Genomic DNA, 25,808 nt, shown 5'->3' on the forward strand with positions numbered 1-25,808 from the left:
TTTGACAGGAGAGAGCCATGCTGAATCGTCGCGCCGTATTGGCCGCCGCACTCGGCGGCACTGCCTCTGCCTTGTTCGCTGTCTCGGTCCAGGCGGCCGCAGGCGGCGTGCGCGTCGATGTTTCCCACCTTGTTCAACAGGGCTGGGGTCCCAACGCCGCCCTTGTGAAGGCAGAGCTGGAACGCGAACTTGCCGGCAGCGGCCGCGCGGGCTCGACGCTTGTCGTCTCGGTGCTTCGCATCAACATGCCGAGCTATTCGGGCGGCGACGCGGAGGAAACCGGCGGCACTGTGGACGGAATGGAATCCGAAGCCCGGCTGATCGCTGCCGATGGACGGGTTATCGCAAGCTACCCGATCGTTTCGTCTTCATCAGCCTCATCCGGAGGCGCCTGGTTCGAGCCCGGCTTCGACAAGCGCCGGCTCGCGGCCCTGGTCCGGACCAACGCCGCCTGGATCAGACGCTATGTCGGCGAATGAGCCGCGGGCCGCCTGATCTCGAAGGCGGTCTTGCTGCGCGAGAACCCGCAGGCCTCGTAGAAACCGAGCACCGCTTCGTCCTTTCGCCCCGTCTGCAGCATGACCTTGTAGCATCCTGCCGACCAGGCCTGCTCGACAGCGGCGCCGATGACCCGCTTTCCAAGCCCCTGGCCCCGAAACCGCGCGTCCGCGACGACATTCTCGATCAGCGCAAAGGGGCTGAGGTTCCGGGTGAGATTCGGCACGACCACGATCACGCAACTTGCGATGGCGGCTCCGCCCAATTCGGCGATGTGAACCGTGATCAGGTCGCTGCCCAGGATCCGGTGCCAGGTCTCGGCGGCCATTTCGGCATTCGGGCGCGGGTCATCGCGATTCAATTGCGCATAGAGCGCCAGGATGGACGGCAGATGCTCGATGCCCGCCTTGCGGATCGCGATCTGCATCCGGCCCCCGCTAGATCACGCTGCGCTTGGACGAAATCGTCCAAACGCAGCGTGATCGATTCTCATAGTTTAGAGCATGCGTGATGCGAAAAGCCGTTGCCACTTTTTCGCAGCATGCTCTAGCCGAACGGTACGATCGGCTCGTCCTTAACGCGGTCAAGCGCCAGGGCCGTGCGCACATTGCGGACATTCGGCAGCGCAGTCAGCTCTCCGACGAAGTCCTGAAACGCCTTCAGGTCAGGCGCCACGCATTTCAGGATGAAATCGATGTCGCCCGAGAGCGTCCAGCATTCGCGCACGGCACCCCACTTGCGGATGCGCTCCTGGAATATCGCGAGATCGGCCTCGGCCTGGCTGGCGAGATGCACGAAGGCAAAGCAGACGACCTCGATCCCGAGCTTGCGCTCATCGAGTTGCGCCCGATAGCCGGTGATCAGCCCCGCTTCCTCGAGAGCCCGGACACGCCGGAGGCAGGGCGGCGGCGAGATGCCGACCCGGCTCGCCAACTCGACATTGGTCATGCGCCCGTCGGCCTGTAATTCGCGCAGGATACGCAGATCGATTTCGTCGAGTTTGGAACGCACACAGATCCCCAGAGCAAAGTCGCGCTGGTGTAGACGCAGCTCCCACGCGATACAAGGCATCCCAACCACTGCCGCGGAGCCTGCAGTTGCCAGCTGAACCGATCCCGACGATCTGGGTCCTCACCGACGGCAAGGCTGGCGACGAGATACAGTGCCTTGGCGTCGCCGAACGGCTCGGCATCACCCCAGAGGTCCGGCACATCGCCCCCGGTCGCCCCTGGAGCTGGCTGATGCCGCGCGGGCCGATTGATCCGCGCGAGGCCTCCCACAGACCTCAAAGCCCGATCCGCCCGCCCTTCCCCGACATCGTCGTCGCTTCTGGCCGCCGCGCCGCCGCCTATTTGCGTGCGATCAAGAAGGCCTCGAAGGGCAGGACCTTCACCGTCTTTCTCAAGGATCCGAGAATCGGAACGGGCGCAGCCGACCTGATCTGGGTCTCCGAGCATGATCGCCTGCGTGGCCCAAACGTGCTCGTCACCGTGACATCGCCGCACGGGCTCTCCCCCGGCCAGCTCGCTCAGGCCAGGCAGAGCCCGCCGCCGGCCATCGCCGCCCTGCCCCGACCGCGCGCTGCGGTCATGGTCGGCGGCGACAGCCGGCATCATAGCTTCCAGCCCCATGACATCGTCCGTTTCGCGAACGCACTCGATGCGCTCGCGGGCTCGGGCGTGGCGCTAATGGGCTCGCGCTCGCGACGTACGCCGGATGCGCTCGACAAGGCCATTGCCGAGGTCTTCGCGCGCCATGGCGGCTGGTGGTGGGATGGCACGGGCGCCAATCCCTATGTGCCGCTGCTCGCCAATGCCGATACCGTGGTCGTCACCGCCGACTCGACCAATATCGTCGGCGAGGCTGCAGCCACCGGCGCCCCCCTCCTCGTCTTCGAGCCGCATGGCGGCCACAGCAAATTCGCTCGCTTCCTCGAGGCGCTGAAGCGGCAAGGCGTTGTGCATCATTTCGAGGGACGGCTTGATGGCACCCGCTATGACCCCATAGACTCCACCGGCGTCATCGCGGAAGCGGTGCGACAGGGCTGGTTGCGGCACCGCGCCGAACTCGGCCTCGCCTGAGCGTGAGCGGGCCTGGGCTTGCGTCCGCCGCACGAGACCGTATCTGACGGAACGAGGACGCAGCGCCACGCTGCGCGAAAAGGACCGAAACCATGGCTCATACCCATGCCCGCGTAATGATCATCGGCTCGGGCCCCGCCGGCTATACCGCCGCGATCTATGCGGCCCGCGCGCTGCTTGAACCGGTGATGATCTCGGGCTTCCAGCCTGGCGGCCAGCTGATGATCACCACCGATGTCGAGAACTATCCGGGTTTTGCCGACGTAGTTCAGGGGCCGTGGCTGATGGAGCAGATGCGCGCCCAGGCCGAGCACATGGGCACCAAGATGGTTTCCGACCATATCTCGAAGGTCGATCTGTCACAGCGCCCGTTCCGGCTCTGGGGTGATGGCGGCGCCACCTATAGCTGCGATGCTCTGATCGTGGCCACCGGCGCCCAGGCGAAGTGGCTGGGTATCCCCTCGGAGCAGGCCTTCCAGGGCTTTGGCGTCTCGGCCTGCGCCACGTGCGACGGCTTTTTCTTCCGCGGCAAGGAAGTGGCCGTCGTCGGCGGCGGCAATACCGCGGTCGAGGAAGCGCTCTATCTCGCCAACCTTGCTGCGAAGGTCACGCTGGTGCACCGGCGCGATTCGCTGCGGGCCGAGAAGGTGTTGCAGGATCGCCTGTTCAAGCATCCCAAGGTCGAGGTCGTCTGGGACAGCGAGATCGCCGAGATCTGCGGCGGCACGCAGCCGCCGTCAGTCACACATCTGCAGCTCCGCAACCTGAAGACGGGCGCTGAGAGCGACCTGAAGACCGACGGTGTCTTCATCGCCATCGGCCACAAGCCCTCCACCGAACTCTTCACCGGGCAGCTCGCCATGCGTGAATCGGGGTATCTCGACGTGACGCCCGGCACGACGCAAACCAACATCCCCGGCGTTTTTGCCGCAGGTGACGTCACCGATGAGCATTACCGCCAGGCTGTGACGGCTGCCGGCCTGGGCTGTATGGCCGCGCTCGATGCCGAAAGATGGCTTGCCGCCAACGTCACGGAACAGCGTGAAGCGGCCGAATAGGCCGAAAAAGACAACCCATCACGATTGTTGATGGGTTGTCTCACGAGATTCAGTGTGAAAAGAGGCCCCGTCGGCAAAGCAATCGTTGACGTTCCTGCGTTTTACCCCCCAACATGCACGAAACGCATAACGGGGGAACCGCGGTGGATTGGGACCGCATCAGGATTTTTTATACCGTCGCAGAATCCGGCAGCTTTACCAAGGCTGGCGACGTACTTGGTTTGAGTCAATCCGCCGTTAGTCGGCAGATTGGCGCGCTTGAGCGTGAGCTGCGTGCACCGCTGTTTCACCGCCATACGCGCGGGCTCATTCTCACCGAGCAGGGCGAATTGCTCTGGCGCGCGGCACGCGAGATGACGCAGCGCCTGGAGCGGACGCGCGCCCAGCTTTCGGAGACGCGCGAGCATCCATCGGGCGAGCTGAAGGTCACCGCGACACGCGGTCTCGGCGGCCATTGGCTAACCCCAAGGCTGGCGGAGTTCCTCGATCTCTACCCGGACATCAAGGTTGACCTCATCCTCACCGATGAGGAACTCGACCTCTCGATGCGCGAGGCCGATATCGCGATTCGCCTGCGCCAGCCGCAGCAGCCGGACCTGATTCAGCGCAAGCTCTTCACCGTGCATTTCCACGTCTATGGCTCACCGGCCTATATCAAGCGCTTCGGTGAGCCGAAGAGCTACGAGGATCTCGACAATCACCGGCTCCTGTCCTTCGGCAGCACCTCGCCGTCCTATCTGACCGCCGTGCACTGGCTCGGAACCCTGGGCCGCGAACAGCGCAACCCACGCCCGATCCATCTCACCGTGAACAACATCACGGCGATGAAGCGGGCAGTCGACAGCGGCGCGGGCATCGCGGTGCTGCCGGACTATCTGATCGAGACCGGCTCACCCCTCGTCCAGCTCATGCGCGAGACTGAGATGCCGCAACTCGAAAGCTATCTGGTCTACCCGGAAGAGATGAAGTCGGTGGCCAGGGTGCAGGCATTCCGCGACTTCCTGATCCAGAAGGCCCAGCGCTGGACCTACTAAACGGCCGGATGCCCCGGCTATGCGCGCAGCGCGGGTATCCCGCGCTGCGGCGGACGCATGCTTTCAGCCATTTAGGCTAAGATTTGTCGCACATGATGATAGGTCATGCAGTTTCCGCATAGCGGCCCCAAGCTATGCTGCATTGCAAAACGGCACGTGCTGCCCGATATAGCAATCACGGTTGTTCGGAACGGGCTCCGCATTCTCCTCCCGGCGTTGAGTTCGTTCCAGCCGTTCCCCTCTGAGATGTTTGGCGGTAACGCCGGATGTTTCAAACTTCAAAGGCCAGCTCCCTCGGGACGCTGGCCTTTTTTTCATGCGTGGTTATGCAGCCCGGCGCGCGAGCAGGCCCGCAAGTTCGGCGAGTTGGTCGATGAAGGCCTGCAGGAAGGCGCGGGTCGATTCATCGGGGACATCGCCGGCCTCGTCGACCAGATTGGGCTTCAGGCCGATATAGGCCTCGCCGCCCATAACCAGCGCACCAAGATTGCCAAGAATCACCCGCAGATGCTGCTGCGCTATCGCGGCACCGATCGCTCCCGGGCTTGTGCCGGCGATGGCGACAACCTTGCCCCGCCAGGAACTCTTGCCATAGGGCCGCGCCGCCCAGTCGATCGCATTCTTCAGCAGCGCGGGAATCGAACGGTTATGCTCAGGTGTAACGACGAGAACGGCGTCGGCAGCCGCGATCTCGTTCTTGAGGCGCGTCGCGCTTGCCGGCCAGTTCGCCTCGAGATCCTGATTGTAGAGTGGCAGATCGTCGATCGTGATGACGCTCGCCTCGAAGGCGCCGGAGCCGAGTCGCGACAGCGCGACGGCGAGCTTGCCGTTGATGGAATCCTTGCGTGCGCTGCCAATGATGACGGCGAGCTTCAACTTTGCCATGGGAGATTTCCTTGGTTACAAAAAGAGACCAAGGCTCAATAAATGCCTATGTCAAAGCCACGCAAGGAGGCACAATTTTGTCACCAGAGAACCTGCATGTGCCTCACGAGTGCCGCGCCGTTGGCGAGATGCTGTCCCGCGTCGGCGACAAGTGGACGATGCTGGTCGTAGACCTGCTCGGCGGAGGGCCGAAGCGCTTCACCGAGATCAAGCGCGCGCTCGGCAGCATCTCGCAGCGCATGCTGACGCTGACGCTGCGCAATCTGGAGCGCGACGGCCTCGTCACGCGCACACAGTTCCAGACGATTCCGCCACGCGTCGATTATGAGTTGACCGAACTCGGGCACTCACTGCGCTATCCCGTCAAGGCGCTCAGCGATTGGGTCGTCGCGAACCGGCGCGACATCACGGCCGCGCGGAGCCGCTTCGACGAAGCGCAGGAGCCGAAGCGCAAGCTTCTCAAACTCGCCTGAGAGAAAAACTCAGCGCCGCCGCGCTTCCAGCGGCAGCGAATCGAACAGGCTCGGCACATCGCTGGTGCGCGCCTTCTCGATCGTCAGCATGCGCAGCTTGGTCTCCACCCCGCCATCGGCTGAGAAGCCGCCGGTCTTGCCGTTGGCCGCCAGGACGCGGTGACAGGGCACGATGATGGGAAAGGGATTCTCTCCCAACGCGACGCCAACAGCGCGCGCTGCGCCCGGCTCTCCGATCCGCGCCGCGACTTCGCCATAGGTCAAAGTTTCGCCTGGCGGGATGCTCAGGGCAACGGCATAGACCTTTCGGTTGAAGGCCGAGAGACCGTCCATCTCGATAGGCAGGTGAGCAAGGTCCCGCTTCTCTCCCCGCAGCAATGCCATGATCGCGCCAATCGCATCCTGCACGAACGGCGGAGCAGCGCTTTCGACAGCCTCCGGATAGCGCCGAGCCAACCGCTGGCGGGCTCGCGCCTCATCCTGCTCCGGCAGTTGCGCACCGATCAGGCGTTCGGCATTCCAGACCAGCGCGCAGGCGCCGACTGCCGTATCGAACAGGCAGAAACCCTGGCTCATCACGCCTCCCGACGGAAGCGGCGGCCTCAGACGTAGAGCCGCTCGCCTTCAAGCCCTTTGTACATCGCTGCGACCTGCTCGCCATAGCCGTTGAAGAGCAGTGTCGGTCGACGCTCGCGCGAACCGAGAACCTGCTCGCTGGCCTGGCTCCAGCGTGGATGCGGCACCTCCGGGTTCACATTGGCCCAGAAGCCGTATTCCGACGATTGCAGAGCCTCCCAGAAGGTCTTGGGCCGCTCGGCGACGAAGCTGATCCGCGCAATCGACTTCACCGATTTGAAGCCGTACTTCCACGGCGTGATCAGGCGAACCGGCGCACCATGCTGATTCGGCAGTGGCTTGCCGTAGATCCCCGTCACCATCAGCGTCAGGTCGTTATTCGCCTCCGCCATGGTCAGCCCCTCGGTATAGGGCCAGGGATACCAGCGTTGCGTCTGCCCGGAGGCGACGCGCGGGTTAAGGAAGGTTTCGAACTTGACGTATTTGGCACTCGAGAGCGGTTGCGCCAGCGCCACCAGGGCCTTCAGCGGAAAGCCGGTCCAGGGCACGGCCATTGCCCAGCTCTCGACGCAGCGGAAGCGATAGAGCCGCTCCTCAAGCGGCATCTTGCGGACGAGATCGTCGAACCCGATCTCGAATGGCTTCTCGACCATGCCGTCGATCGCGATGTTCCAGGGCCGCGTCGGCAGCTTCTTCGCCGCACTGACGACATCCTTGGACATGCCGAATTCGTAGAAATTATTGTAGTTCGCCGCCAGCTCCTCGTCGGTCACCGGCCGGTCGAGCGTGTAGCTCGCATTGCGCTTGGCAGGATAGAGATCGAGCGTCGGATCCGCGCCTTGCGCGGCTGCGATCTGGGGCAATGTACTCCCGGCGATCAGCCCCGCGCTCCCGCCGAGAAAGGCCCGGCGGTTCATGGCGATATGTTCGGGAGTGGCCTGGCTTTCGGGCAATTCCCAGCCAGGGCGGCGTTTGATCAGCATCGACGGACATACTCCGTTTCAGAGAGCGAAGCTTAGTCCACAGATGAGCTTCAAGTGCAATTCACGAGGGGGAGAGGCATCGGGCCCCTCACCGCATGGCTCCATGCATCCCGGCCCAAGCGAAGCGCAGGACCGGGATGACGTCGGAGTGTTTGGAGTGGACGCGTCAGCCGCGCGCTTCCAGCGCCTTGACGATCGCATCGCCCATCTCGGCGGTCGAGACGGCATTGGCGCCCGGCGCGGCGATGTCCTTGGTGCGGGTGCCGGCGCCAAGCACATCGGCGATCGCGCCTTCGAGCCGGTCGGCCGCCTCGATGGCGCCGAAGGAGTAGCGCAGCGCCATCGCAAAGGAGCCGATCATCGCGATCGGATTCGCCAGGCCCTTGCCGGCAATGTCGGGAGCCGAGCCGTGGACGGGCTCGTAAAGCGCCTTGCGCTTGCCGGTGGCCGGATCTTCAGCACCAAGCGAAGCGGAGGGCAGCATGCCGAGCGAGCCGGTCAGCATCGCCGCGACGTCGGAGAGAATATCGCCGAACAGGTTGTCGCAGACGATGACGTCGTACTGCTTCGGCCAGCGCACGAGCTGCATGGCGCAATTGTCGGCGAGCACATGCTCGAGTTCGACATCCCGGTAGTCCTTGGCGTGCAGGGCCGTGACCGTCTGCTTCCAGAGCACGCCGGTCTTCATGACGTTGTGCTTCTCGGCCGAGGAGACCTTGTTGCGGCGGGTGCGTGCCAGCTCGAAGGCGACGCGCGCGATGCGTTCGATTTCGGGCGTGGTGTAGAGCTGGGTATCGACGCCGCGCTTGGAACCGTCCTCCAGCGTGACGATCTCCTTGGGCTCGCCGAAATAGACGCCGCCGGTGAGCTCACGCACGATCAGGATGTCGAGCCCCTCGACCACCTCGGGCTTGAGCGAGGAGGCGGAAGCCAGCGCCGGATAGCAGATCGCAGGCCGCAGATTCGCAAACAGGCCAAGATCCTTGCGCAAGCGCAGCAGGCCGGCTTCGGGGCGATGCTGATAGGGCACATCCGCCCATTTCGGGCCGCCCACAGCGCCGAACAGCACCGCATCGGCATCCTGGGCGAGCTTCATGTCGCCTTCCGAGATCGCCGCCTTGTGCGCGTCATAGGCAGCGCCGCCCACAAGTCCGCGCTCGATGGCGAAGGAGGCGAGGCCCTGCCTCTCGAACCAGCCGACGATCTTCTCGACCTGGCCGGTCACTTCGGGGCCGATGCCGTCGCCCGGCAGGAGGAGGAGCTTGTGGGTCGCCATGGTCGCCTCACGCGTTTGTCGGATGTTGCTGGGGCCAGAGCGGCCTTGCCGGGCTGATTAGGCGGGGAACGGGAGTGACGCAAGCGCAGCCGCGGGGCAGCGCGCCTGCGCGGCAAGCAGAAGCTGTACGATCGGCACCAGCATCGAACCGCTTCACTCCGGCCGGAGTGAAGCGGAGAGCTGGAAGCCGTCGCAGAGCGCGACGATGGTTTCCGGATCGGAGCCGCTAGCGCAGTGCCTTTGGCATCAGCCAGTATCCCGACGGCAACGGGTGCTCCGTCCTCAGGCCTTCTTCTCCATGTTCCAGAAGAACTGGACGGGCGAGAGCACCATGCCGGTCAGGCTCTTGCGATAGGCCATTGGCTGCTGCACCAGCCCCGCCGGCGCATAGGGCACCGTCTCGAAGGCGCGCTTCTCGATCGAGGCGGCCAGCTCCTTCTGCTTGGCCACCTCAGGCGTTGCAATCCACTGATCGCGCAGACCTTCCAGCGTGGCATCCTCCGGCCAGCCGAACCAGGCGGCAGGGCCATTGCTGCGCAACAGCGGATGCAGCGCGGGATTGAGCACGTCGGCGCCCGACCAGAGCGTGTGGAACACCGACCAGCCGCCCTGGTCCGGCAATCCGCGGTTGGAGCGCCTGCCGATGAAGCTGGCCCAATCGGTCGCGACCAGATCGACAGTCATGCCGAGCTTCTTCAGCAGTTCCTGTGTCACCAGGCACTGGTTATAGGCGATCGGCTGGTCGGCGGGTGCCAGCAGCAGCACCTTCTCGTTCTTGTAGCCGGCCTCCTGCAGCATGGCCTTGGCCCGCTCCAGATTGTTGCCGAGTGCAGCCTGTCCGCCCGCTCCGGTCGACATCGGCGAGCCCGGCGTGAAGAAGGTCTTGCACTCCTTGTAGTAGTCCTTGCTGCCGACGACCGCCTCCATGTAGTCGGTCTGATCGATTGCCATCATCACCGCCCGTCGGATGCCGGGATTGTTGAAGGGCGGCTGCAGATGGTTGAAACGCATCAGCAGGATCAGCCCGAGCGGCACGTTCTCGATCGCGATCTCGGGATTGCTCTTGAGCAGGGGCAGGAGATCGACCGGCGGCTGTTCGTACCAGTCGACCTCGCCCTGCATCAGCGCGCCGACTGCGGCTGAAACCTCGGTCAGCGGCAACCATTCGATACGGTCGATCTTGGCGACCTTGCCGCCAGCGGCCCAGGACGGAGCCTCCTCTCGTGGCCTGTACTTGGCGAAGCGCTCATAGATCGCGTTCTGGCCCGGCACCCATTGCTTGTCCATGAAGCGCCAGGGTCCGGAACCGATCGCCTCCGTGATGTTCTTGGTTGGCTCCATCATGGCCACGCGCTCGGGCATGATGAAGGGCACGTTCGAGGAGAGCTTGCCGAGCGCGTCCGGCAGCATCGGGAAGGGCTTCTTCAGGCGGATGGCGAAGGTGCGCTGGTCGACGACATCGTAACCCTCGACGAATGTCGCGAAAGTCTGCCCGAAGGCATCGCGCGCCGACCAGCGCTTGATCGAGGCGATGCAGTCCTGCGCCCTGACCGGCTGCTCGTCATGGAACATCAGTCCGTCGCGCAGATGGAAGGTCCAGCGCAGCCCGTCCGGCGCAGTCTCCCAGCTCTCGACCATTTGCGGCTGGATGCGGAACTGCGCGTCCGTCGCAAACAGGGTATCATATATCAGATAGCCGTGATTGCGGATGACATAGCTCGTGGCGACGATCGGATCGAGCGAGGGCAACGGCGTCGACGGAATGAAGCGCAGCGTATTGGCGCGCGACTGCGCGCGCGACGGAAATCCAACGAGGCTGGAAGCGGTTAAAGCGGAACTTCCGGCCAGAATCTGACGGCGATTGAGTCGCATGCGGCATCCCCTTGCTCTTGAGCTTTCGCGCCTGGCGCGCCTGCTTTCTGTTAAGCAAGAGATATACCAGCATGATCATGCGGCCAGACGCAATGCCCCTTGCGATGGCCCGGCGGCATCAACTGGACTCGCCCCGGCCCGCTCGCTATTCCCTTGACCGTCTCAACGGGGTGCCCGGCGATTTCGGGCTGAGAGGGAAGCGCAGGGCTTTCAACCCGTCGAACCTGATCCGGATCGTGCCGGCGGAGGGATTGAGCATTGGCGTCTCGCAACCGGAGACCGCCTTCCCTCTCGACCGTCATGGCCTGCCGTCGAATGCATGCGGGGTGACGCCATGAGCTTTCTGAACAACCGGTTGACCCGGATCGCCGCCGCGCTCTCGGCGCTCCTGCTCGCGACGCCGTCCATGGCCCAGGAGAAACCGGCACTGACGGTCTACACTTATTCCTCCTTCACCGGGAAATACGGTCCCGGCGCGAAAGTGAAGGCGGCCTTCGAGGCGCAATGCAGTTGCACGCTGAACTGGGTCGCAAGCGATGATGCCGGCTCCCTCGTCGCGCGCCTGAAGCTGGAGGGTGAAGCGACCAAGGCCGATGCCGTGCTCGGCCTCGACATGAACCTTGCTGCAGAAGCCAAGGCGACGGGACTGTTCCAGCCCCATGGCCAGGATCGTGCCGCGCTCACTTTGCCCATCGCCTGGACTGACGATACCTTCCTGCCTTTCGATTGGGGGCATCTCGCCTTCGTCTATGATTCAACCAAACTTGCCGCGCCGCCCACCAGCCTGAAGCAGCTTGTCGACGATCCGAATGGGCCAAAGCTCGTACTGCAGGACCCGCGCACCAGCGCGCCCGGGCTTGGCTTCCTGCTCTGGATGCGATCCGTCTACGGCGATGGCGCCGACGCCGCCTGGACCAGGCTCAAGCCGCGCATCGTCACCTTCACCAAGGGCTGGTCGGAGGCCTACGGACTCTTCCTCAAGGGCGAGGCCGACATGGTGCTCTCCTACGCGACATCGCCGGCCTATCACATCGGCGCCGAGAAGAAGACGCAGTACAAGGCCGCCCCCTTCAGCGAAGGCCACTATCTGCATGTCGAACTCGCCGGCATGACGCGCACGACGCGGCAGCCGGAACTCGCCAAACGCTTCCTCACCTTCACGCTTTCGGACGCCTTCCAATCGCTGATCCCGGAAGGCAACTGGATGATGCCGGCGAAACAAGCGACAGGTGGACTGCCGGCTTCATTCGCCGATGTCATCAAGCCGGAACGGACCTTGCTGTTCACGCCGGACGAGGTGCGCACGCAGCGCCGAACCTTCATCGACGCCTGGCTCGCCGCAACGAGCCGCTGAGGCCTTGTTCCGCCCGGCCACACTCACCGCGCTTGCCATCCTTGCGCTCGCCGGCGCCTCGCTCGCCGGGCTGGCGCGAGCCGGCGGCGACGTCGCGGCCCTGTCGCCGCTCGGCCCCTATCTCGCTCGCCTCGTCGCAGGAGCGACCGTCCAGGCGGGCCTGTCGATGCTGCTCTCGCTCCTGCTGGGCACGGCACTGGCGCTTGCCTTGCTGCGCCGCCGCTTTCCAGGCCGCAACCTCCTGCTCGCCGTGCTGACCGCCGCAGCCGTCGCGCCGACGATCGTGATCGTCTTCGGCGTCATCGCGATCTATGGCCGTTCCGGGCTGCTCGGCGACTTGGCGCGCGCCGTCGGCGCCGAACCACCGGCGATCTACGGGCTCCATGGTATCCTGATCGCGCATGTGCTGATGAATACGCCGCTGGTGACGCGCACGCTGCTTCAGGCCTTCGGCCGCGAACCTGGAGAGCGGAGGCGCCTGGCCTCGGCGCTCGGCTTCTCCGCCGCCTATTGTTTCCGGCATCTCGACTGGCCCGTGATCCGAAGAGAGGCCCCGGCGCTTGCCACCTTCGTCTTTCTGCTCTGCTTCACGAGCTTTGCCGTCGTGCTCTCGCTCGGTGGCGGCCCTGCCAATGCGACGCTGGAAGTCGCGATCTACGAAGCGGTCCGTTTCGAGGCCGATTTCGCCCGCGCTGCCGCTCTCGCCGGACTCCAGCTTGTGCTCTGCCTCGGACTTGCAACTGCGCTCGCCGCACTCGTGCCGGCGGCCCGCGACGAGGCAAGTGCCGAGCGCCATGCAATGCGCCCCGATATCCTCGCCCCTTGCCTGCGGCGGCTGGACTGCCTTGTTCTCATTCTGGCGACGGCATGGATCGCACCGCCTCTCCTCAGCATCGCAAGCGGCCTCGCAGCCGTACCGATGCTCGCGACCGCCGAATTCGCATCGGCTGCCGCGACGAGCGCGGCGATCGCGCTTGGCGCTGGCCTCCTCGCCTGCCTGTTTGCCGTACTGCTCGCCAGCGCCGCGCGCGGACGCCGGCCGCGCCCGGGACTTCCCGACCTTGCCGCCTTCACCATGCTTGGCCTGCCGCCCTTCGCCTTCGTGGCAGGACTGTACGTCCTGACCCGCAACCTCGCCGATCCCGCAATGCTCGGTCTGCTGCTTGTGCCGCTCGTCAACGCCCTGATGGCACTGCCCTATGCCTATCGGCTGCTGGCACCGCCACTCGCGACCAGCGCCGAGCGCCATGGAAGACTGGCAGAGAGCCTCGGCATTGCCGGCTGGACCCGGCTGCGTCTCGTCGAATGGCCAGCCCTGCGCGCACCGCTGGCGGCCGCCTTCGCCTTTGCCACGGCGCTCTCGCTCGGTGATTTCGGCGTCATTGCTCTGTTCGGTGGCGGCGAGCTCACCACCTTGCCCTATCTGCTGGCGAACCGCCTCGGCGCCTATCGCATGGATGAAGCGGGAGCGCTGGCGCTCGTGCTGGTGCTTTCCGCCGGGGGGCTCGCCTACCTGACCGAGCACTGGAGTGCGCGTCATGCTTGAGCTGGCGGGCCTGTCCCTCAACTATCCCGGATTCGAGGCGCGCTACGACCTCGTCATTCCAGCGGGCGCGCTCTGCGCCGTCATCGGCCCGTCAGGCGGCGGCAAGACCACGCTGCTCCATGCCATCGCCGGCTTCGAACAGCCTGCGGCCGGAACCCTCCGCTTTGCCGGCGCAGATCTGCTGCCGCTCGCACCAGCCAGACGACCGGTCTCGATCCTGTTCCAGGATCACAATCTCTTCCCGCACCTCACGGCAGCTGAAAACGTCGCGCTTGGACTGAAACCGTCCCTGCGGCTCGACGCGTCCGAGCGCGAGCGCGTGGCAGCTGCGCTGGCCGCGGTCGATCTTGCCGGCTTCGCAGCCCGCCGACCGGCGGAACTCTCGGGCGGTCAGCGTCAGCGCGTCGCCCTCGCCCGCGCCCTCCTGCGCGGCAAACCGCTGATGTTGCTCGACGAACCGTTCGGCGCACTCGACCCCGGGCTACGCCGCGAGATGATCGAGCGCGTCGATGCGCTGCGCCGCGAACACGGCCTCACCGTGCTGATGACGCTGCACACGCCGGAAGAGGCGGCCGGCCATGCCGACCTCTTTGCCTTCGTTAGGAATGGCCGCGTCGAAGCATCCGGCCCGTGGACGGGCCTGACGGCGTCGGACGGACCAGAGCCTGTCAGGCGCTTCCTGGGCATCTGAAGCGTGCCGTCCCGACTAACCGCGCAGCCGGGCCGTAATTTCGATCTCGATCTTCATCTCGGGCTTCAGTAGCCCGGATACGACATATATGCCGGCCGCTGGCCGGATCTGCCCGAAGATTTCGCCGCAGACGGTGAGAACCGGTTCGCAATAGCTGCGATCCGTGACGAAATACTGCGCGCGCACGACGTTGGCGAGTGCAGAGCCCGCTTCGGTCAGGACCGCGTCCAGCGTCCGGAAGATGTTGCGCGCCTGTTCCGCCGGATCCTCAGGCATCGTCATGGTGACATAGTCGTAGCCCGTCGTGCCCGAGACGAAGACGAGGTCGCCATCGACCACCGCGCGCGAATAGCCGAAGGCGAGCTCGAACGGCGAACCGGTGGATATCAGCCGGCGCTTCGGATCCAGCATCGTCATCCCCGTCCACCCTTGAGCGCGCGCAACACCTTGGCGCCCGGCCGGCCGGTCTGCGGCATGCCGATCTGCGATTCGATTTCCTTGATGGCCGCCCTGGTCAGCGAACCGACGGCACCGTCCGGCTCGCCGACATTGTAACCCCGCGCGCTCAGCAGGCGCTGCAATTCGCGACGCTGCTCGCGCGAGAGCGGCGGATCGTCGGTCGGCCAGTCGGCCTGGATTCCCGGCCGGCCGCGGATGCGGTCCGAGAGCAGCGAGATGGCAAGTGCGTAGGAATCCGCACCGTTATAGCTGTAGGCCGCGTCATAGTTCTTGAAGACCAGGAAAGCCGGACCATTGCGGCCGGCCGGCATCAGCAATCCGGCATTGCCCGAGCCGGACAGTCCCGAGCCGTCATATTTGACGATCCCGCGTGCAGCCCAGGATGAGACCGGCTGCTTCGGATTGCGCCCGGTCGGACCGGAATAGCCGTTGGGGACGCGGACCTCGTAACCCCAGGTCGCGCCAGTCACCCAGCCGGCCTTGGCCATGAAGTTGGCGGTCGAATGCAGTGCGTCGGGAATCGAGTCGACGAGATCGCGCCGTCCATCGCCATCGCCATCGACGGCGAGACGCATATAGGTCGAGGGGATGAACTGGGTGTGGCCGAAGGCACCGGCCCAGGAACCCATCAGGCGGTCGGCCCGGACATCGCCGCGCTGGATGATCTGCAGCGTCGCGATCAGCTCACCCTTGAAGAACGCGTTGCGACGCGGTGCGAGACAGGCGCCGGTCGAGAGCGCCTGGACGAGGGGCATCTTTCCGCGCGCCTTGCCGAAATCGCTCTCGACGCCCCAGACCGCGACGATGGTATGGCGGTCGACGCCAAAACGCTGCTCGGCCGCGGCGAGGGTCGAGGCATGCTGGCGCAGCATGTTGCGCCCCTCCGCCACCTTCTCCTCATCGACCAGCGTGCCGAGATAATCCCAGATCGGAGTCTTGAACTCCGGCTGGTTGTTCATCGCCTCGATCACCTTCATGTCGGGCGTGACGCCCGCCATCGCCCGGTCGAAGGTGGCGCCGGACACGCCCTTCGCTGCAGCCTCCGAACGCAGGCCGGCAAGGCAGGACTGGAAGTCCGCCTGGGCGCCGGACGCGAAGAGGATGAGCGGAAAAGCCAGTTTGAATGCGCGCATGAACCCACCGAAACCCAAGGAATGACGCAAAACTAGGGCCGAATGGTTAAAGGAGATTAACCATGCGCGAACTGCGCGCAAAAGTCGCAAAGGACGGCTATGGCAGGGGCCTGACCTGATTCGAGGCGATGCCGCCCATGCCTGTCGCCACAACCGAGCTCCTCGGCTTCACCGCAGCCGCGCTGACGACCCTGTGCTGGCTGCCCCAGGCCTGGCACACGATCCGGACCCGGGACACACGCGCGATTTCGCTCTGGACGCAGATATTCTTCGCGCTCGGCATTAGTCTCTGGCTGGTCTACGGGCTCCTGCTGATGTCCTGGCCGCTGATCGGCGCCAATGCCGTGACATTGGTGCTGGTCCTCACCATCCTGACCATGAAGCTGCGCTACGGCTGAACCGGCTCTATCGGGAACCCCGCGCGCTGGTTAGGCTTTCTGTAGACACAGCCTCGGATCGCCAATCCCCATGCCAGCCCTCTCCACCGCCCATCTCCTGCCGATCGCCATGCTGATCGGCTCGAACGTCTTCATGACCTTCGCCTGGTATGGCCATCTCAGCTACAAGGGCACCGCGATCTGGCTCGCCATCCTCGCCAGCTGGATGATTGCACTGCCGGAATACATGCTCGCCGTCCCTGCCAACCGCATCGGCAATGCGGTCTATTCCGCCGCCGAGCTGAAGACGATGCAGGAGGTCATCACCCTCACTGTCTTCGCCGGCTTTTCCGTGCTCTGGCTCAAGGAGCCGCTCGGCTGGAACCATGCGATCGGTTTCGCGCTGATTGCGGCCGGTGCCTTCTTCATCTTCCAGGGCAAGGCGTAAACAGGATGGCTAATCTCCCTTCGCCCGGACATCCCGCGGTCTCCGCCTATCTCGCCAATGGCTATGACGGAGTCGTCGGCATGTCGTCCCGCTTTGCCGCGGCGATCTGCGCGCGGCTGCTGCGCCTGCAAACCGAGGAAGGGCTGCATGGCCCGGTTGCCGAGATCGGCGCCTTCGAGGGACGCTTCTTCATCGCTCTCGCCCATGCGCTCGAGCCGGGCGAGGTCGCTCTCGGCATCGATATCTTCGAGTGGCCGAATCCGGAGGTTGAGCAACGCTTCGAGGCGAATTGCCTGAAGCACGGCATCGGCCCCGAGCGGCGCGTCACGATCAAGGGCGATGCGGGAGCGATGGCGCCAGTCGACCTGCTGAAGCACACCGGCGACGCGAAGCTGCGTCTCATCCACATCGACGGCGAGCATTCCCGCGTGGCGCTCGCCAGAGATCTCGCACTCGCCACCGCCTGCCTGGCCGATGGCGGGCTGATCGTTCTCGATGACATGCTGCATCCCGGCTACCCGACGTTGATGGTCGCGGTGCAGGCCTATCTCGATGCACACCCTCAGATTGTGCCGCTCTGCATCATCGACCGTGAGACGATTGTCGGCGCCACCAAATTCGTGCTCTGCGAGCAGCACTGGTTCGAGCGCTATCAGGCTCGGATGCTCGATATCTTCAAGGAGCAGATCTGGCCGCTGGGCGCCGACTTCGAACCGCATTGGTGCCTGGTGCTGTCGCTCGACACCCGGCTGGCGGACATCACCTGAGCTGCCGGCGCACTGCCTGCCGTATGTCATTCCGGACACGCCGCCATAGCGCTGCCGTCCGGCACGTCGGGTCGGTGCCGGGCTCAAGAATGGTTTCCGGCCTTCAGCTTCGCTGCGGCCGGGATGACCGTATCACCCCGACCACCTAGGAAGACTGCCGTGAAGAAAGCGATCCTCGTCGCCCTATCCATCTTGAGCCTCTCGACGCCGGCGCTCGCCGGCCCGACCTGCAGCCCGAGCGACGACCGCGCCAGGATCCTCGCCTCCGCCAGCACAGGCGACGTCCACCCAACCTGGCGCGGCGGAAAACATGTCGGTTACGGCTGGTCGCTGCAGGTCAAGCGCAACGCCCGCGACGACGCCGGTACGTCCTATTATGTCGGGGATCTCTATGACACGCGCGGTCAGCTCTCGACGCGCAATGCCTTCGTCATCGAGAACGAATGGGATTGCGGTCCCTGACGCGCCCGCTCCGGCGCTTACCGCGCCGGCCTGACCCGCAGGATCTTGCCGTTGGCATCATCGCTCAGCAGGTAGAGATAACCGTCGGGGCCTTGCCTGACGTCACGAATGCGCTCGCTGAGCGTGGTCAACAGCCTCTCCTCGCCGGTGACCGTCTCGCCCTGTGTCGAGAGGCGGATCAGCATCTGCCCGGCAAGGGCGCCAACGAAGAGAGAGTTTTTCCAGGCCGGCCAGATTTGCCCGGTATAGAAGGTCGCGCCGGACGGCGCGATCGACGGGTCCCAGTAGAACAGCGGCTGCTCCATACCGGGTTTCGATGTGCCCTCACCGATCTTCGCGCCGGAATAGTCGATCCCGTAGGTGATCACCGGCCAGCCATAGTTGAGCCCGGCCTTCGGCGTGTTGATCTCGTCGCCGCCGCGCGCGCCGTGCTCTGCGGTCCAGAGTTGCCCGGTCTCTGGATGCAGCGTCGCGCCCTGCACGTTGCGGTGGCCGATCGACCAGATCTCCGGTTGCCAGCCCTCCTTTTTTGGATTGCCCGCCGCCGCCTTTCCCTCCGGGCTGATCCGCAGGACCTTGCCAAGGTGATTGCCCGGGTTCTGCGCCTGATCGCGCTGGCTGAAGCGGTCGCCCACCGTGACGAACAGCGCGCCCGTCCGGTCGAAGACCAATCGCGAGCCGAAATGCATGTTGCTGTTGATCGTCGGCATCTGCCGGAAGGTCACGCTCATCCCTTCGAGCGCGGTGCCGCCCGCATTGAGACGCCCGCGCGCGACGCTGGTGCCGTTTCCATTGGCGCGCGGCTCCGCGAAGGAGAGATAGATCTGCCGGTTATGGGCAAATTGCGGATCGAGCGCGACATCGAGCAGCCCGCCCTGCCCGCGTGCCATGACGCTCGGCACACCCGCGATCGGCCGCGAAATCTCGCCCGCGGCGGAAACCAGCCGCAACCGGCCCGGCCTTTCGGTCACGAGCATGCGCCCGTCAGGCAGGAAGGCGAGGCCCCAGGGATGCTCCAGACCGCTCGCCACCGTCTCGACGACCAGCTCGCCCGCGCTCGATGGGAAGCGCTGCTGGGCATCGGCCGTCGCCGACAGTGCCAGGACTGAAAGCGTGGCGCTGAAGCAGGCGGCAAGAACGCTGTGGCGCATGGAACTCTCCCTGTCGTAGCGGAACGTCAGTGAGGCAAAACGCGCGGAATCACCACTCGGTTGCTTCGAGCTCACGCCGCAGTGAAACGATCGCCTGGGTCTCGTCGAGCGCGACGTCGTCGCTGGTCACGGCCTGGCCGGCCGCGACATCCCGTTCGAGCTTGACGCCATGCGCGAGCCCGATCGGCAGGGCGCGGACTTCGCGGCTCGCCCGCGCCGGCATCAAGCGGCCATAGACCGTGTATCCGCCCTCCCCGTCCAGCATCTCGCCGGCCTTGAGGTCACGCTTGGCCACCGCAGCAGCGTCTCCGCGCCACTCGCGGGTGCTGCCGGTCGGCTCGCCGCGCAGGGCCGCGTTGAGGACCGACATCGAAAGCTCCAACCCGATCAGGTGGAACGGCTTGTACATCGCCGCATATTGGCCGGTGGAATCGGTCGGCAGGCCGTATTGCTTGAAGCAGGCCGCGGCGTAGTCGTTCGGCGCCTTCAGCACGACATAGACGCCCCAGCGCAGGTCGCGAAACACAGGCCGCCCGTCACGCTCGAGCGAAGACACCACTTCGACCATGCCGTCGCGATCGAGTTGCCCCCCGACCGCCTTCGGCCGCAGCACATGGGCAAGGTCGTCGACGCCGACGGGCGGGAACGCGAGGCCGGCCTCCGGCACGTCGAGTCCGCAGGCATTGGCGATCGCCGCCATCTCTATCGCCGACTTCGTTCCATCGAGGAAGGAGTTGAACATTTGCGGGTTCATGCCCGCCGCCTTGGCCGCCTCGGGCGTCAGCCCGTAATGGGTCCAGACATCGTCCGGCGTGACCTGATGGTAGGCCGGCAGATATTTCGTGCCCTTGCCAGCCGCGGCAACCGTGAATCCGGTCGCACGCGCCCAGTCGACCATCTCCGAGACAAGCGCCGGCTGGTCGCCATAGGCCATGGAATAGACCACGCCCGCGGCCCGAGCCCGGGTCGCGAGCACCGGGCCGACCAGCACGTCAGCCTCGACATTGACCATCACCACATGCTTGCCGGCGGTGATCGCCGCCAGTGCATGGTGTGCGCCGGCGGCCGGATGGCCGGTTGCCTCGATGACGACCTCGATACCGTCCATCGCAGCCGCCTCGGCGCCATCCGCGACATAGCGGGTCGCCTCGATGCGGGCCTCGTCCCAGCCGACCTGCCGGCACGCGCGCTTCGCCCGCTCGGGATCGAGATCGGCAATGACAGCGACCTCCAGCCCCGCAATATGGGGCACCTGCGACAGGAACATCGAACCGAACTTTCCGGCCCCGATCAGTGCGACGCGTACGGGCCTTCCTGCGTCGCGACGGGTGGCGAGAAGTGGCATCAGGTTCATGACGACGCTCCGGTGTTCAATGATCTCGGGCAGAGTCACGCGCGTCGAGCCGGCAACAGCGACGCCGCCAGCCCGGATCCGTCAGGGGATGCACGACGGATTCGGGGCTCGAGCGGCCAGGCCACATGCCCGGAATGACGGAGGCGGACTGAACGATAACGCCTGCTATTCCGGCTTCACGCCGGCATCGGCGATGATCTGCTTCCAGGTCGCGATCTCCTGGAGGTGATAGGGCTTGAACGCGGCGGGATCGCGCACCTTCAGCGTGAAACCGAGCTTGAGGATCGCCTCGGTTACGGCAGGCTTGGCGATCGAGGCCATGACTGCCTTCGAGAGCGTGTCCAGGATCGGTTGCGGAACCGCGGCAGGAGCGAAGAATGCCGCCCAGGAATCGGCGTCGGCATTGCTGACCCCCTGCTCGCGCAGGGTGGGGATATCCTTGGCGCGCGGATTGCGCTCCGGGCTCGCCAAAGCCAGCGCGCGCATGCTGCCGGCGTTGATCTGCTCCAGCACGCTCGGCAGCGTCGAATTGGCGATGTCGATGCGCCCGCCGATGATCTCCTGCACCAGCGGCGCAGCGCCGCGGAAGGGCACATGCGTCATCTTGATGCCGGTGCGCTGCATGAACAGTTCCATCGCCAGATGCGAGCCGGAGCCGACGCCGGTGGAGCCATAGTTCAGCTTGTCGGGATCCGCCTTGGCCAGCGCGATCAGCTCGGCAATGGTCTTGGCCGGCAGGTCGTTGCGGACGACGAAGGCGTGCTCGAAGGCGCCCACGCCGCAGAGCGGCGCAAAATCCTTCACCGCATCGTAGCCGGGCTCCTTCAGCAGGAACATGTTGTTCCCATGCGTCTGGTTGTTGCCGAAGATGAAGGTGTAGCCGTCCGGTTCCGCCTTGGCCACGGCGCGCGTGCCAACCGCCCCCGACGCACCGGCACGGTTGTCGACCAGCACGTTCTGGCCGATCGAGGTCGAGAGATCCTGCGCGACGAAGCGGGCAATGGCGTCGGTCGGTCCACCCGCCGGATAGGGAACGACCAGCGTGATCGGCTTCGACGGGAACGTCTGCGCCCGAACGATGGCCGGAGCAAAGGCGGCACCGGCAATGATGCCGAGCGTGGTGCGGCGGGTCAGCGACATGAAGGTCCTCCGGGGTGCCCGATTTGGAGACTGGGCTTGCCGCGAGAATTACGGGCAAAGGCGCCATGCGTCCAGCGGCAGGTGCCGGCGCCGCGGGAGGCTGTAGCCTGCGCTCAGCGAGCAACGGGGAACGAGCCGCCCATGACCATCCGCATCGAACGCGACGGCAAGGTCGCGACCGTCATCCACAGCCGCATCGAGGCCCGCAACGCGATGGATCCCGACAGCGCCGAAGCGCTGACGGCCGCCTTCAGCGAACTCGACGCCGATCCTGAAACCGGCGCGATCGTGTTCTGGGGCGAAGGCGGCGCCTTCTGCGCCGGCTGGGACCTGAAATATGCGCAGGCCTTCACCGATGCAGAGCGCTTCCGCACGGAGATCGTCGAGGGACTGGCTTTTCCCCATGGCGGTGGCCCGGCCCCACGCGGCCCGATGGGCCCCTCGCGGCTGGAGATGGGCAAGCCCGTGATTGCCGCCATCGAGGGCCCGGCCGTCGCTGGCGGGATGGAACTCGCACTTTGGTGCGATGTCCGGATCATGGCCCAGGACGCCTACTTCGGCGTCTATTGTCGGCGCTGGGGTATCCCGTTGATCGACGGCGGCACGGTGCGCCTGCCCCGCCTTGTCGGCCAGGGCCGTGCGCTCGAGATCATCATGACCGGGCGCAAGGTCGCAGCCGACGAAGCCCTGCGGATCGGGCTCTGCGAGACAGTGGTCCCGCGCGGAGAAGCCCGCGCCGCCGCCGAGGCAATGGCGCAGCAGATCGTCCGCTTCCCACAGGGCGCCATGCTGGCCGACCGCCGCAACGCGATTGCCGGGCACGGCCTCGGCGTCCGCGAGGCGCTGGCGCGGGAATGGGCTGGAGCCGTCGAGACCATCGTCAAGGAAGGTGCGGCCGGAGCCGGACGCTTCTCCGGCGGCAAGGGGCGTGGCGGCGACTTCGAGGATATTTGAAGGCTGCCTCTGTCTCGGCCGGGCCGGAATGGCACGCGGTTTCAGCTCGGTCGCCAGGCCCTACCCGCCGAACCCCGCCCGCTTCAGCCGCTGCACCGCGACGTCGAGTGCCTGCAGGAAGGCTGACCGGTCCTTCTGCGAGAAGGGTTTCGGCCCGCCGGTCACCGCCCCGGCGGCACGCAGATCCTCCATCATGTCGCGCGTCGCCAGCGCCATGCCGATCGAGGCTTCGGTGAAGGGTTTGCCTGTCGGCCCGATGACATCGGCTCCGGCCTTGATGCAGCGATCGGCAAGCGGGATGTCGGAGGTGATGACGATCGCACCGCGCGCCACCCGCTCGGCAATCCAGTTATCGGCAGCATCGAACCCGTCGGATACGATCACCCGTTCGATCCAGCTCTCCCGCGGCACCATCATGAAGCTGTTGGCGACAACGAAGACCTTGAGCCCATGCCGCTCGGCCACGCGATACACCTCCGGCTTCACCGGACAGGCGTCGGCATCGACATAGATCGCGATGGTGCTGGGGCTTGGTTCCATGGGGGTCAGCGCATCGCAGGGAACGGCAGGGCATGCAAGGACGGCTTTATGCCGGCCTTATGCGGCAGCGCGTCTTCCACATCGCAAGCTTAGCGGGAGCGGACCTACATCTCGACAATCGATGGAGGTCGAGATGACGACTGATACCGCCTACGCCCATACCTCTCACCAGCGCCGCGCCCGCGCGGTCTATCGCACTGTGGCGAAGAAGCGGCCGGCGACCGGCCTGCTCGCGGCAGAGCTTGCTGCACTGGCCTGCTTTGCGCTCGCGGCCGCCGGCTTCATCGGCCTGCGCGCCTGGCTGTTCCTGCCGAATTGAGCGCTGCGACATGGGACAATCCACGCCGGTCCAGCCGCTCGAAGGAGCGAGCCATCTCTTCCTTGTCGGGCAGTCGAAGCACGGTTTCTGGGTCGCCCGCGACCTCGAAGGCCAGTCTGAAGGCATTTTTCGCGAGAAGAAGGATGCGGTCCGCTTCGCCATGTTCGAGGGCGGCCATCCCAACGCGGTGATGCTCTCGCCCAACGCGGTCGAGCCCAGCTTCGGCATGGGAGTACGCTGATCCTGATCCAGTCTGACGATGCCGTATCTGCTTCGGCCGGGCGCAAGCCCGGCCGCTTGCTTCATGACACCGGCCATTCCCTTTGGGACCACATCTCGACCGTTGAAGCGGCCGACAGAAAGAACCTGCAACGGCCGATGGACCGGCGGCTTGAAAGGGAACTCTACGCCATCTTCCTCGCAGCAGCCGGGGCGCTGATCGATCAACTCGTCGAGGTCGGCATCGACGATCCCGACGATATCGCCCGGCGGCTGAATCGTCGCGGCTTTCCCTGCTGGAGCCGTCCGCGCTGGAGCATGGGAAGCGTCGCAACGATTACGCGGCGCCAGCGCATGGCGGAGGCGCATGATGATGTCGCCCAGGCATCAACCGGGCGACGCGAGATATCCCGAGAAACCGCGTGCACTTCGGCCGGCGCTGGCCTAGGCTCGAACTCTGCTTCGATGTGACAGAGTCCGGCTACCGCCCGGGCCGACCGCGGCAGCCGAAAGCCGGCCGCAGAATGACCGAAGACAGCACGAGTTTCACTGCACAGCGCCGCTTTCGCGCAACCACTCCGAGCATGTCGGTATCCGACCAGGACTGCCGATATGCCCGTTGACCTGAGAAGGGGCGCAGCCCGCGCCCCTCGAAGCGAGGAATGAGACGATGGCAAAGGGTGAACAACGCGGCAACCGCGAAGCCAAGAAGCCGAAGAAGGACAAGCCGAAGGTCTCGGCAGCGGCCCCTTCGACCTTCGCTGCCGTGGTCGCAAAGGCCGCGGCCCCGCAAAAGAAGAAGTGAGGCGCCGGCAGCCGCTGCCCTGCCTCGCAGGGCCGGCTTTTCCCGACCGCAACGCACCGCCGACAGGACACAGATGATACGCTTCAGGACGATCGAACCGGAGGCGGCGGCGAAACTCACTGCGCCGTCGGCAGCCTCCGCTCAGCCCGCATCAGCCAAGGCCGGGGCATTGGCGGCTGGCTCCAGCAGTGCTGAGGCAGCGGCACAGGAGCTGCCTCAGCAGAAGCCCGCCCGGGCGAAGAAGCAGGGCGCGGCCCGGCTCTTCGACGAATAGCTCCGGGGACCTGCTCGTCAGGCCTCGATGACCTCGTCGGTCCAGACCCTGAAACCGACCAGCGTGTTCGGCCCGAAGGTGGTCGTGATGGCGACATCAGCCGCGTCGCGACCGCGCGCGATCAGCACCCGGCCGATCCGCGGCACGTTGTTGCGCGGGTCGAACATCTCCCAGCCACTGCTCAGGTAAGCCTCGAAGGACGCTGCGAAATCGCCCGGCGGAAACGGGGGAGGCGTGCCGACGTCGCCGAGATAGCACGTGCAATAGCGCGCCGGGATGTTCATCGCCCGGCAGAACGCGATCGCGAGATGCGCATAGTCGCGGCAAACGCCACGCCCCTCGCGATAGGCCTCCGACGCCGTCCGCGTCACGCTCGCATCATTGTAGTCGAAGGCGATGCGCTGGTGCACGAAGTCGCAGATCGCCTGCACACGCGGCGCGCCCGGCAGAACATGGCCGAAGAGCTGCCAGGCCAGATCGAGCAGGCGGTCGCTGTCGCAGAAGCGACTGGCGAGCAGGAAGACCAGGCACTCCTCCGGCAACAGCTCGACCGGGACCTGCCCTGCGTCGTGACGGACCGTTTCAGGCAGTCCGCTGTCGTTGATCACGGCATCGGCCGAGATCCGCACGCGCCCTTGCGGCGCCACCAGCCGGCTGCACCAATTACCGAAACCGTCGCGATAAGCGCTGACGCGGACCGGTGGATCCAGGCGCATGTGGTCAGGCTCGTCCAGCTCGGACACCCGGCTGAAATGCACATGCAGCATCAGGATCATGGGGGTTGGTTGCGGAAAGTCGTAATCGAGCTCGTAGCCGATCCTGAGTTTCACGTGATGCCTTCTGCGCGACACTCCGCGCTGGTCACTGGTTGCGCCCCCAAAGGGGCGTCCGGCACCATGCACCTTTCGGGCCGGGATGGCACTGATGGGCGTGGCCCTCCCTCGCCAGCCCGTGCGAGGCGCATCATTCACATTGCTGCTGCCAGCCATGACGCACTCTTGCTTGCGGTGCCGGCTCGCGCGCCCTAAACCACGCGCGCGCCATGTGGCGCTATCCGAAAGCTCCGCCGGAGATCGATC

31 protein-coding genes and 1 riboswitch are annotated in these 25,808 nt (G+C 65.4%); of the genes, 17 read left to right on the forward strand and 14 right to left on the reverse strand.

Annotated elements, in window-relative coordinates; all coding sequences use genetic code 11:
• Nucleotides 1–17 precede the first annotated feature (17 nt).
• Nucleotides 18–479: a hypothetical protein gene (locus tag AB4118_RS09040; protein ID WP_441489411.1), complete on the forward strand. Its 462-nt coding sequence runs from the start codon at nt 18–20 to the stop codon at nt 477–479.
• On the opposite strand, the gene AB4118_RS09045 is transcribed toward AB4118_RS09040, so the two are convergent.
• Together AB4118_RS09045 and AB4118_RS09050 are read right to left on the reverse strand one after the other, a co-directional pair.
• Complete coding sequence (locus AB4118_RS09045; protein WP_441489412.1) at nt 464–925, reverse strand: GNAT family N-acetyltransferase; 462 nt, start codon at nt 923–925, stop codon at nt 464–466. The two genes, AB4118_RS09040 and AB4118_RS09045, sit on opposite strands and share 16 nt — an antisense overlap.
• 119 nt (nt 926–1,044) lie before the next feature.
• Nucleotides 1,045–1,509: an Lrp/AsnC family transcriptional regulator gene (locus AB4118_RS09050; RefSeq protein ID WP_441489413.1), complete on the reverse strand. Its 465-nt coding sequence runs from the start codon at nt 1,507–1,509 to the stop codon at nt 1,045–1,047.
• A gap of 86 nt (nt 1,510–1,595) precedes the next feature.
• On the opposite strand from AB4118_RS09050, the gene AB4118_RS09055 reads away from it, so the two are divergent.
• The 3 genes from AB4118_RS09055 to AB4118_RS09065 all read left to right on the forward strand — a co-directional run bounded on the left by AB4118_RS09055 (nt 1,596) and on the right by AB4118_RS09065 (nt 4,671).
• Nucleotides 1,596–2,579, forward strand: a complete 984-nt coding sequence (locus AB4118_RS09055) for a mitochondrial fission ELM1 family protein (protein ID WP_441489414.1) — start codon at nt 1,596–1,598, stop codon at nt 2,577–2,579.
• Nucleotides 2,580–2,671: 92 nt separating this feature from the next.
• Complete coding sequence (trxB, locus tag AB4118_RS09060; protein WP_441489415.1) at nt 2,672–3,637, forward strand: thioredoxin-disulfide reductase; 966 nt, start codon at nt 2,672–2,674, stop codon at nt 3,635–3,637.
• 143 nt (nt 3,638–3,780) lie between these two features.
• Entirely contained in the window at nt 3,781–4,671 is an 891-nt protein-coding gene (locus tag AB4118_RS09065; RefSeq protein ID WP_043233503.1) for a LysR family transcriptional regulator, read from the forward strand.
• Nucleotides 4,672–4,995: 324 nt separating this feature from the next.
• Here the strand turns inward: AB4118_RS09065 and AB4118_RS09070 are convergent, their stop codons facing one another.
• Nucleotides 4,996–5,556: an NADPH-dependent FMN reductase gene (locus tag AB4118_RS09070; protein WP_441489416.1), complete on the reverse strand. Its 561-nt coding sequence runs from the start codon at nt 5,554–5,556 to the stop codon at nt 4,996–4,998.
• Nucleotides 5,557–5,684: 128 nt separating this feature from the next.
• Here AB4118_RS09070 and AB4118_RS09075 point away from each other — a divergent pair, with 128 nt between their 5' ends.
• On the forward strand, nt 5,685–6,029 hold the full coding sequence (locus AB4118_RS09075; protein ID WP_441489650.1) for a winged helix-turn-helix transcriptional regulator: 345 nt from the start codon (nt 5,685–5,687) through the stop codon (nt 6,027–6,029).
• Nucleotides 6,030–6,038: 9 nt separating this feature from the next.
• Here the strand turns inward: AB4118_RS09075 and AB4118_RS09080 are convergent, their stop codons facing one another.
• The 4 genes from AB4118_RS09080 to AB4118_RS09095 all read right to left on the reverse strand — a co-directional run bounded on the left by AB4118_RS09080 (nt 6,039) and on the right by AB4118_RS09095 (nt 10,736).
• Complete coding sequence (locus tag AB4118_RS09080; RefSeq protein WP_441489417.1) at nt 6,039–6,605, reverse strand: methylated-DNA--[protein]-cysteine S-methyltransferase; 567 nt, start codon at nt 6,603–6,605, stop codon at nt 6,039–6,041.
• A gap of 26 nt (nt 6,606–6,631) precedes the next feature.
• Entirely contained in the window at nt 6,632–7,588 is a 957-nt protein-coding gene (gene msrP, locus AB4118_RS09085) for a protein-methionine-sulfoxide reductase catalytic subunit MsrP (protein WP_441489418.1), read from the reverse strand.
• A gap of 166 nt (nt 7,589–7,754) precedes the next feature.
• Nucleotides 7,755–8,864 (reverse strand): 3-isopropylmalate dehydrogenase, encoded by a 1,110-nt coding sequence (leuB, locus tag AB4118_RS09090; protein WP_441489419.1) that lies wholly within the window; start codon nt 8,862–8,864, stop codon nt 7,755–7,757.
• 282 nt (nt 8,865–9,146) lie between these two features.
• Nucleotides 9,147–10,736: an ABC transporter substrate-binding protein gene (locus AB4118_RS09095; RefSeq protein WP_441489420.1), complete on the reverse strand. Its 1,590-nt coding sequence runs from the start codon at nt 10,734–10,736 to the stop codon at nt 9,147–9,149.
• Nucleotides 10,737–10,892: 156 nt separating this feature from the next.
• Nucleotides 10,893–11,004, forward strand: a riboswitch (TPP riboswitch).
• Between the two features lie 66 nt (nt 11,005–11,070).
• On the opposite strand from AB4118_RS09095, the gene thiB reads away from it, so the two are divergent.
• Genes thiB through AB4118_RS09110 form a run of 3 tightly spaced genes read left to right on the forward strand, consistent with a single transcriptional unit; the run spans nt 11,071 to nt 14,327 of the window.
• A complete protein-coding gene (thiB, locus tag AB4118_RS09100; protein WP_441489421.1) occupies nt 11,071–12,090 on the forward strand; it encodes a thiamine ABC transporter substrate binding subunit in 1,020 nt (339 codons plus the stop codon).
• A 4-nt stretch (nt 12,091–12,094) separates the two neighbouring features.
• Nucleotides 12,095–13,636, forward strand: a complete 1,542-nt coding sequence (locus AB4118_RS09105) for an ABC transporter permease family protein (protein ID WP_441489422.1) — start codon at nt 12,095–12,097, stop codon at nt 13,634–13,636.
• Nucleotides 13,629–14,327: a thiamine ABC transporter ATP-binding protein gene (locus AB4118_RS09110; RefSeq protein WP_441489423.1), complete on the forward strand. Its 699-nt coding sequence runs from the start codon at nt 13,629–13,631 to the stop codon at nt 14,325–14,327. The genes AB4118_RS09105 and AB4118_RS09110 overlap by 8 nt, the downstream gene beginning before the upstream one ends.
• Nucleotides 14,328–14,342: 15 nt before the next feature.
• Here the strand turns inward: AB4118_RS09110 and AB4118_RS09115 are convergent, their stop codons facing one another.
• Complete coding sequence (locus AB4118_RS09115) at nt 14,343–14,744, reverse strand: RidA family protein (RefSeq protein ID WP_441489424.1); 402 nt, start codon at nt 14,742–14,744, stop codon at nt 14,343–14,345.
• Nucleotides 14,741–15,919, reverse strand: coding sequence for a lytic murein transglycosylase (locus tag AB4118_RS09120; protein WP_441489425.1), 1,179 nt, complete (start codon nt 15,917–15,919; stop codon nt 14,741–14,743). The genes AB4118_RS09115 and AB4118_RS09120 overlap by 4 nt, the downstream gene beginning before the upstream one ends.
• Before the next feature lie 137 nt (nt 15,920–16,056).
• Here AB4118_RS09120 and AB4118_RS09125 point away from each other — a divergent pair, with 137 nt between their 5' ends.
• From AB4118_RS09125 to AB4118_RS09140, 4 genes are all read left to right on the forward strand, one after another.
• Nucleotides 16,057–16,317 (forward strand): SemiSWEET transporter, encoded by a 261-nt coding sequence (locus AB4118_RS09125; protein WP_441489426.1) that lies wholly within the window; start codon nt 16,057–16,059, stop codon nt 16,315–16,317.
• A gap of 70 nt (nt 16,318–16,387) precedes the next feature.
• The gene (locus AB4118_RS09130) at nt 16,388–16,744 is read left to right on the forward strand and encodes a DMT family protein (protein WP_441489427.1); all 357 of its coding nucleotides are present in this window, start codon (nt 16,388–16,390) and stop codon (nt 16,742–16,744) included.
• Between the two features lie 5 nt (nt 16,745–16,749).
• Nucleotides 16,750–17,511: a class I SAM-dependent methyltransferase gene (locus AB4118_RS09135; protein WP_441489428.1), complete on the forward strand. Its 762-nt coding sequence runs from the start codon at nt 16,750–16,752 to the stop codon at nt 17,509–17,511.
• Nucleotides 17,512–17,670: 159 nt separating this feature from the next.
• On the forward strand, nt 17,671–17,973 hold the full coding sequence (locus tag AB4118_RS09140) for a hypothetical protein (RefSeq protein WP_069879702.1): 303 nt from the start codon (nt 17,671–17,673) through the stop codon (nt 17,971–17,973).
• 17 nt (nt 17,974–17,990) lie between these two features.
• Here the strand turns inward: AB4118_RS09140 and AB4118_RS09145 are convergent, their stop codons facing one another.
• The 3 genes from AB4118_RS09145 to AB4118_RS09155 form a co-directional block, all read right to left on the reverse strand.
• Entirely contained in the window at nt 17,991–19,124 is a 1,134-nt protein-coding gene (locus AB4118_RS09145; protein WP_441489429.1) for a PQQ-dependent sugar dehydrogenase, read from the reverse strand.
• Between the two features lie 49 nt (nt 19,125–19,173).
• Entirely contained in the window at nt 19,174–20,478 is a 1,305-nt protein-coding gene (locus AB4118_RS09150) for an NAD(P)H-dependent oxidoreductase (RefSeq protein ID WP_441489430.1), read from the reverse strand.
• A 165-nt stretch (nt 20,479–20,643) separates the two neighbouring features.
• Nucleotides 20,644–21,618, reverse strand: coding sequence for a Bug family tripartite tricarboxylate transporter substrate binding protein (locus tag AB4118_RS09155; protein WP_113519311.1), 975 nt, complete (start codon nt 21,616–21,618; stop codon nt 20,644–20,646).
• A gap of 141 nt (nt 21,619–21,759) precedes the next feature.
• On the opposite strand from AB4118_RS09155, the gene AB4118_RS09160 reads away from it, so the two are divergent.
• A complete protein-coding gene (locus tag AB4118_RS09160) occupies nt 21,760–22,572 on the forward strand; it encodes a crotonase/enoyl-CoA hydratase family protein (protein ID WP_441489431.1) in 813 nt (270 codons plus the stop codon).
• A 60-nt stretch (nt 22,573–22,632) separates the two neighbouring features.
• On the opposite strand, the gene AB4118_RS09165 is transcribed toward AB4118_RS09160, so the two are convergent.
• Nucleotides 22,633–23,112 (reverse strand): YaiI/YqxD family protein, encoded by a 480-nt coding sequence (locus AB4118_RS09165; protein ID WP_441489432.1) that lies wholly within the window; start codon nt 23,110–23,112, stop codon nt 22,633–22,635.
• Between the two features lie 133 nt (nt 23,113–23,245).
• On the opposite strand from AB4118_RS09165, the gene AB4118_RS09170 reads away from it, so the two are divergent.
• The 4 genes from AB4118_RS09170 (at nt 23,246) to AB4118_RS09185 (ending at nt 24,455) form a co-directional block, all read left to right on the forward strand.
• A complete protein-coding gene (locus tag AB4118_RS09170) occupies nt 23,246–23,431 on the forward strand; it encodes a hypothetical protein (protein ID WP_441489433.1) in 186 nt (61 codons plus the stop codon).
• A 10-nt stretch (nt 23,432–23,441) separates the two neighbouring features.
• On the forward strand, nt 23,442–23,672 hold the full coding sequence (locus AB4118_RS09175; protein WP_441489434.1) for a hypothetical protein: 231 nt from the start codon (nt 23,442–23,444) through the stop codon (nt 23,670–23,672).
• A 137-nt stretch (nt 23,673–23,809) separates the two neighbouring features.
• Nucleotides 23,810–24,121 carry a hypothetical protein gene (locus AB4118_RS09180; protein ID WP_441489435.1) on the forward strand — a complete coding sequence of 104 codons (312 nt, stop codon included), beginning with the start codon at nt 23,810–23,812 and terminating at the stop codon, nt 24,119–24,121.
• Between the two features lie 199 nt (nt 24,122–24,320).
• Nucleotides 24,321–24,455, forward strand: a complete 135-nt coding sequence (locus AB4118_RS09185) for a hypothetical protein (protein ID WP_280114129.1) — start codon at nt 24,321–24,323, stop codon at nt 24,453–24,455.
• 291 nt (nt 24,456–24,746) lie between these two features.
• On the opposite strand, the gene AB4118_RS09190 is transcribed toward AB4118_RS09185, so the two are convergent.
• Complete coding sequence (locus tag AB4118_RS09190) at nt 24,747–25,559, reverse strand: transglutaminase-like domain-containing protein (protein ID WP_113519304.1); 813 nt, start codon at nt 25,557–25,559, stop codon at nt 24,747–24,749.
• Nucleotides 25,560–25,808 lie beyond the last annotated feature (249 nt).

The sequence above is a fragment of the Allobosea sp. 2RAB26 genome (genome assembly GCF_052115465.1).
Taxonomy (GTDB): Bacteria; Pseudomonadota; Alphaproteobacteria; order Rhizobiales; family Beijerinckiaceae; genus Allobosea.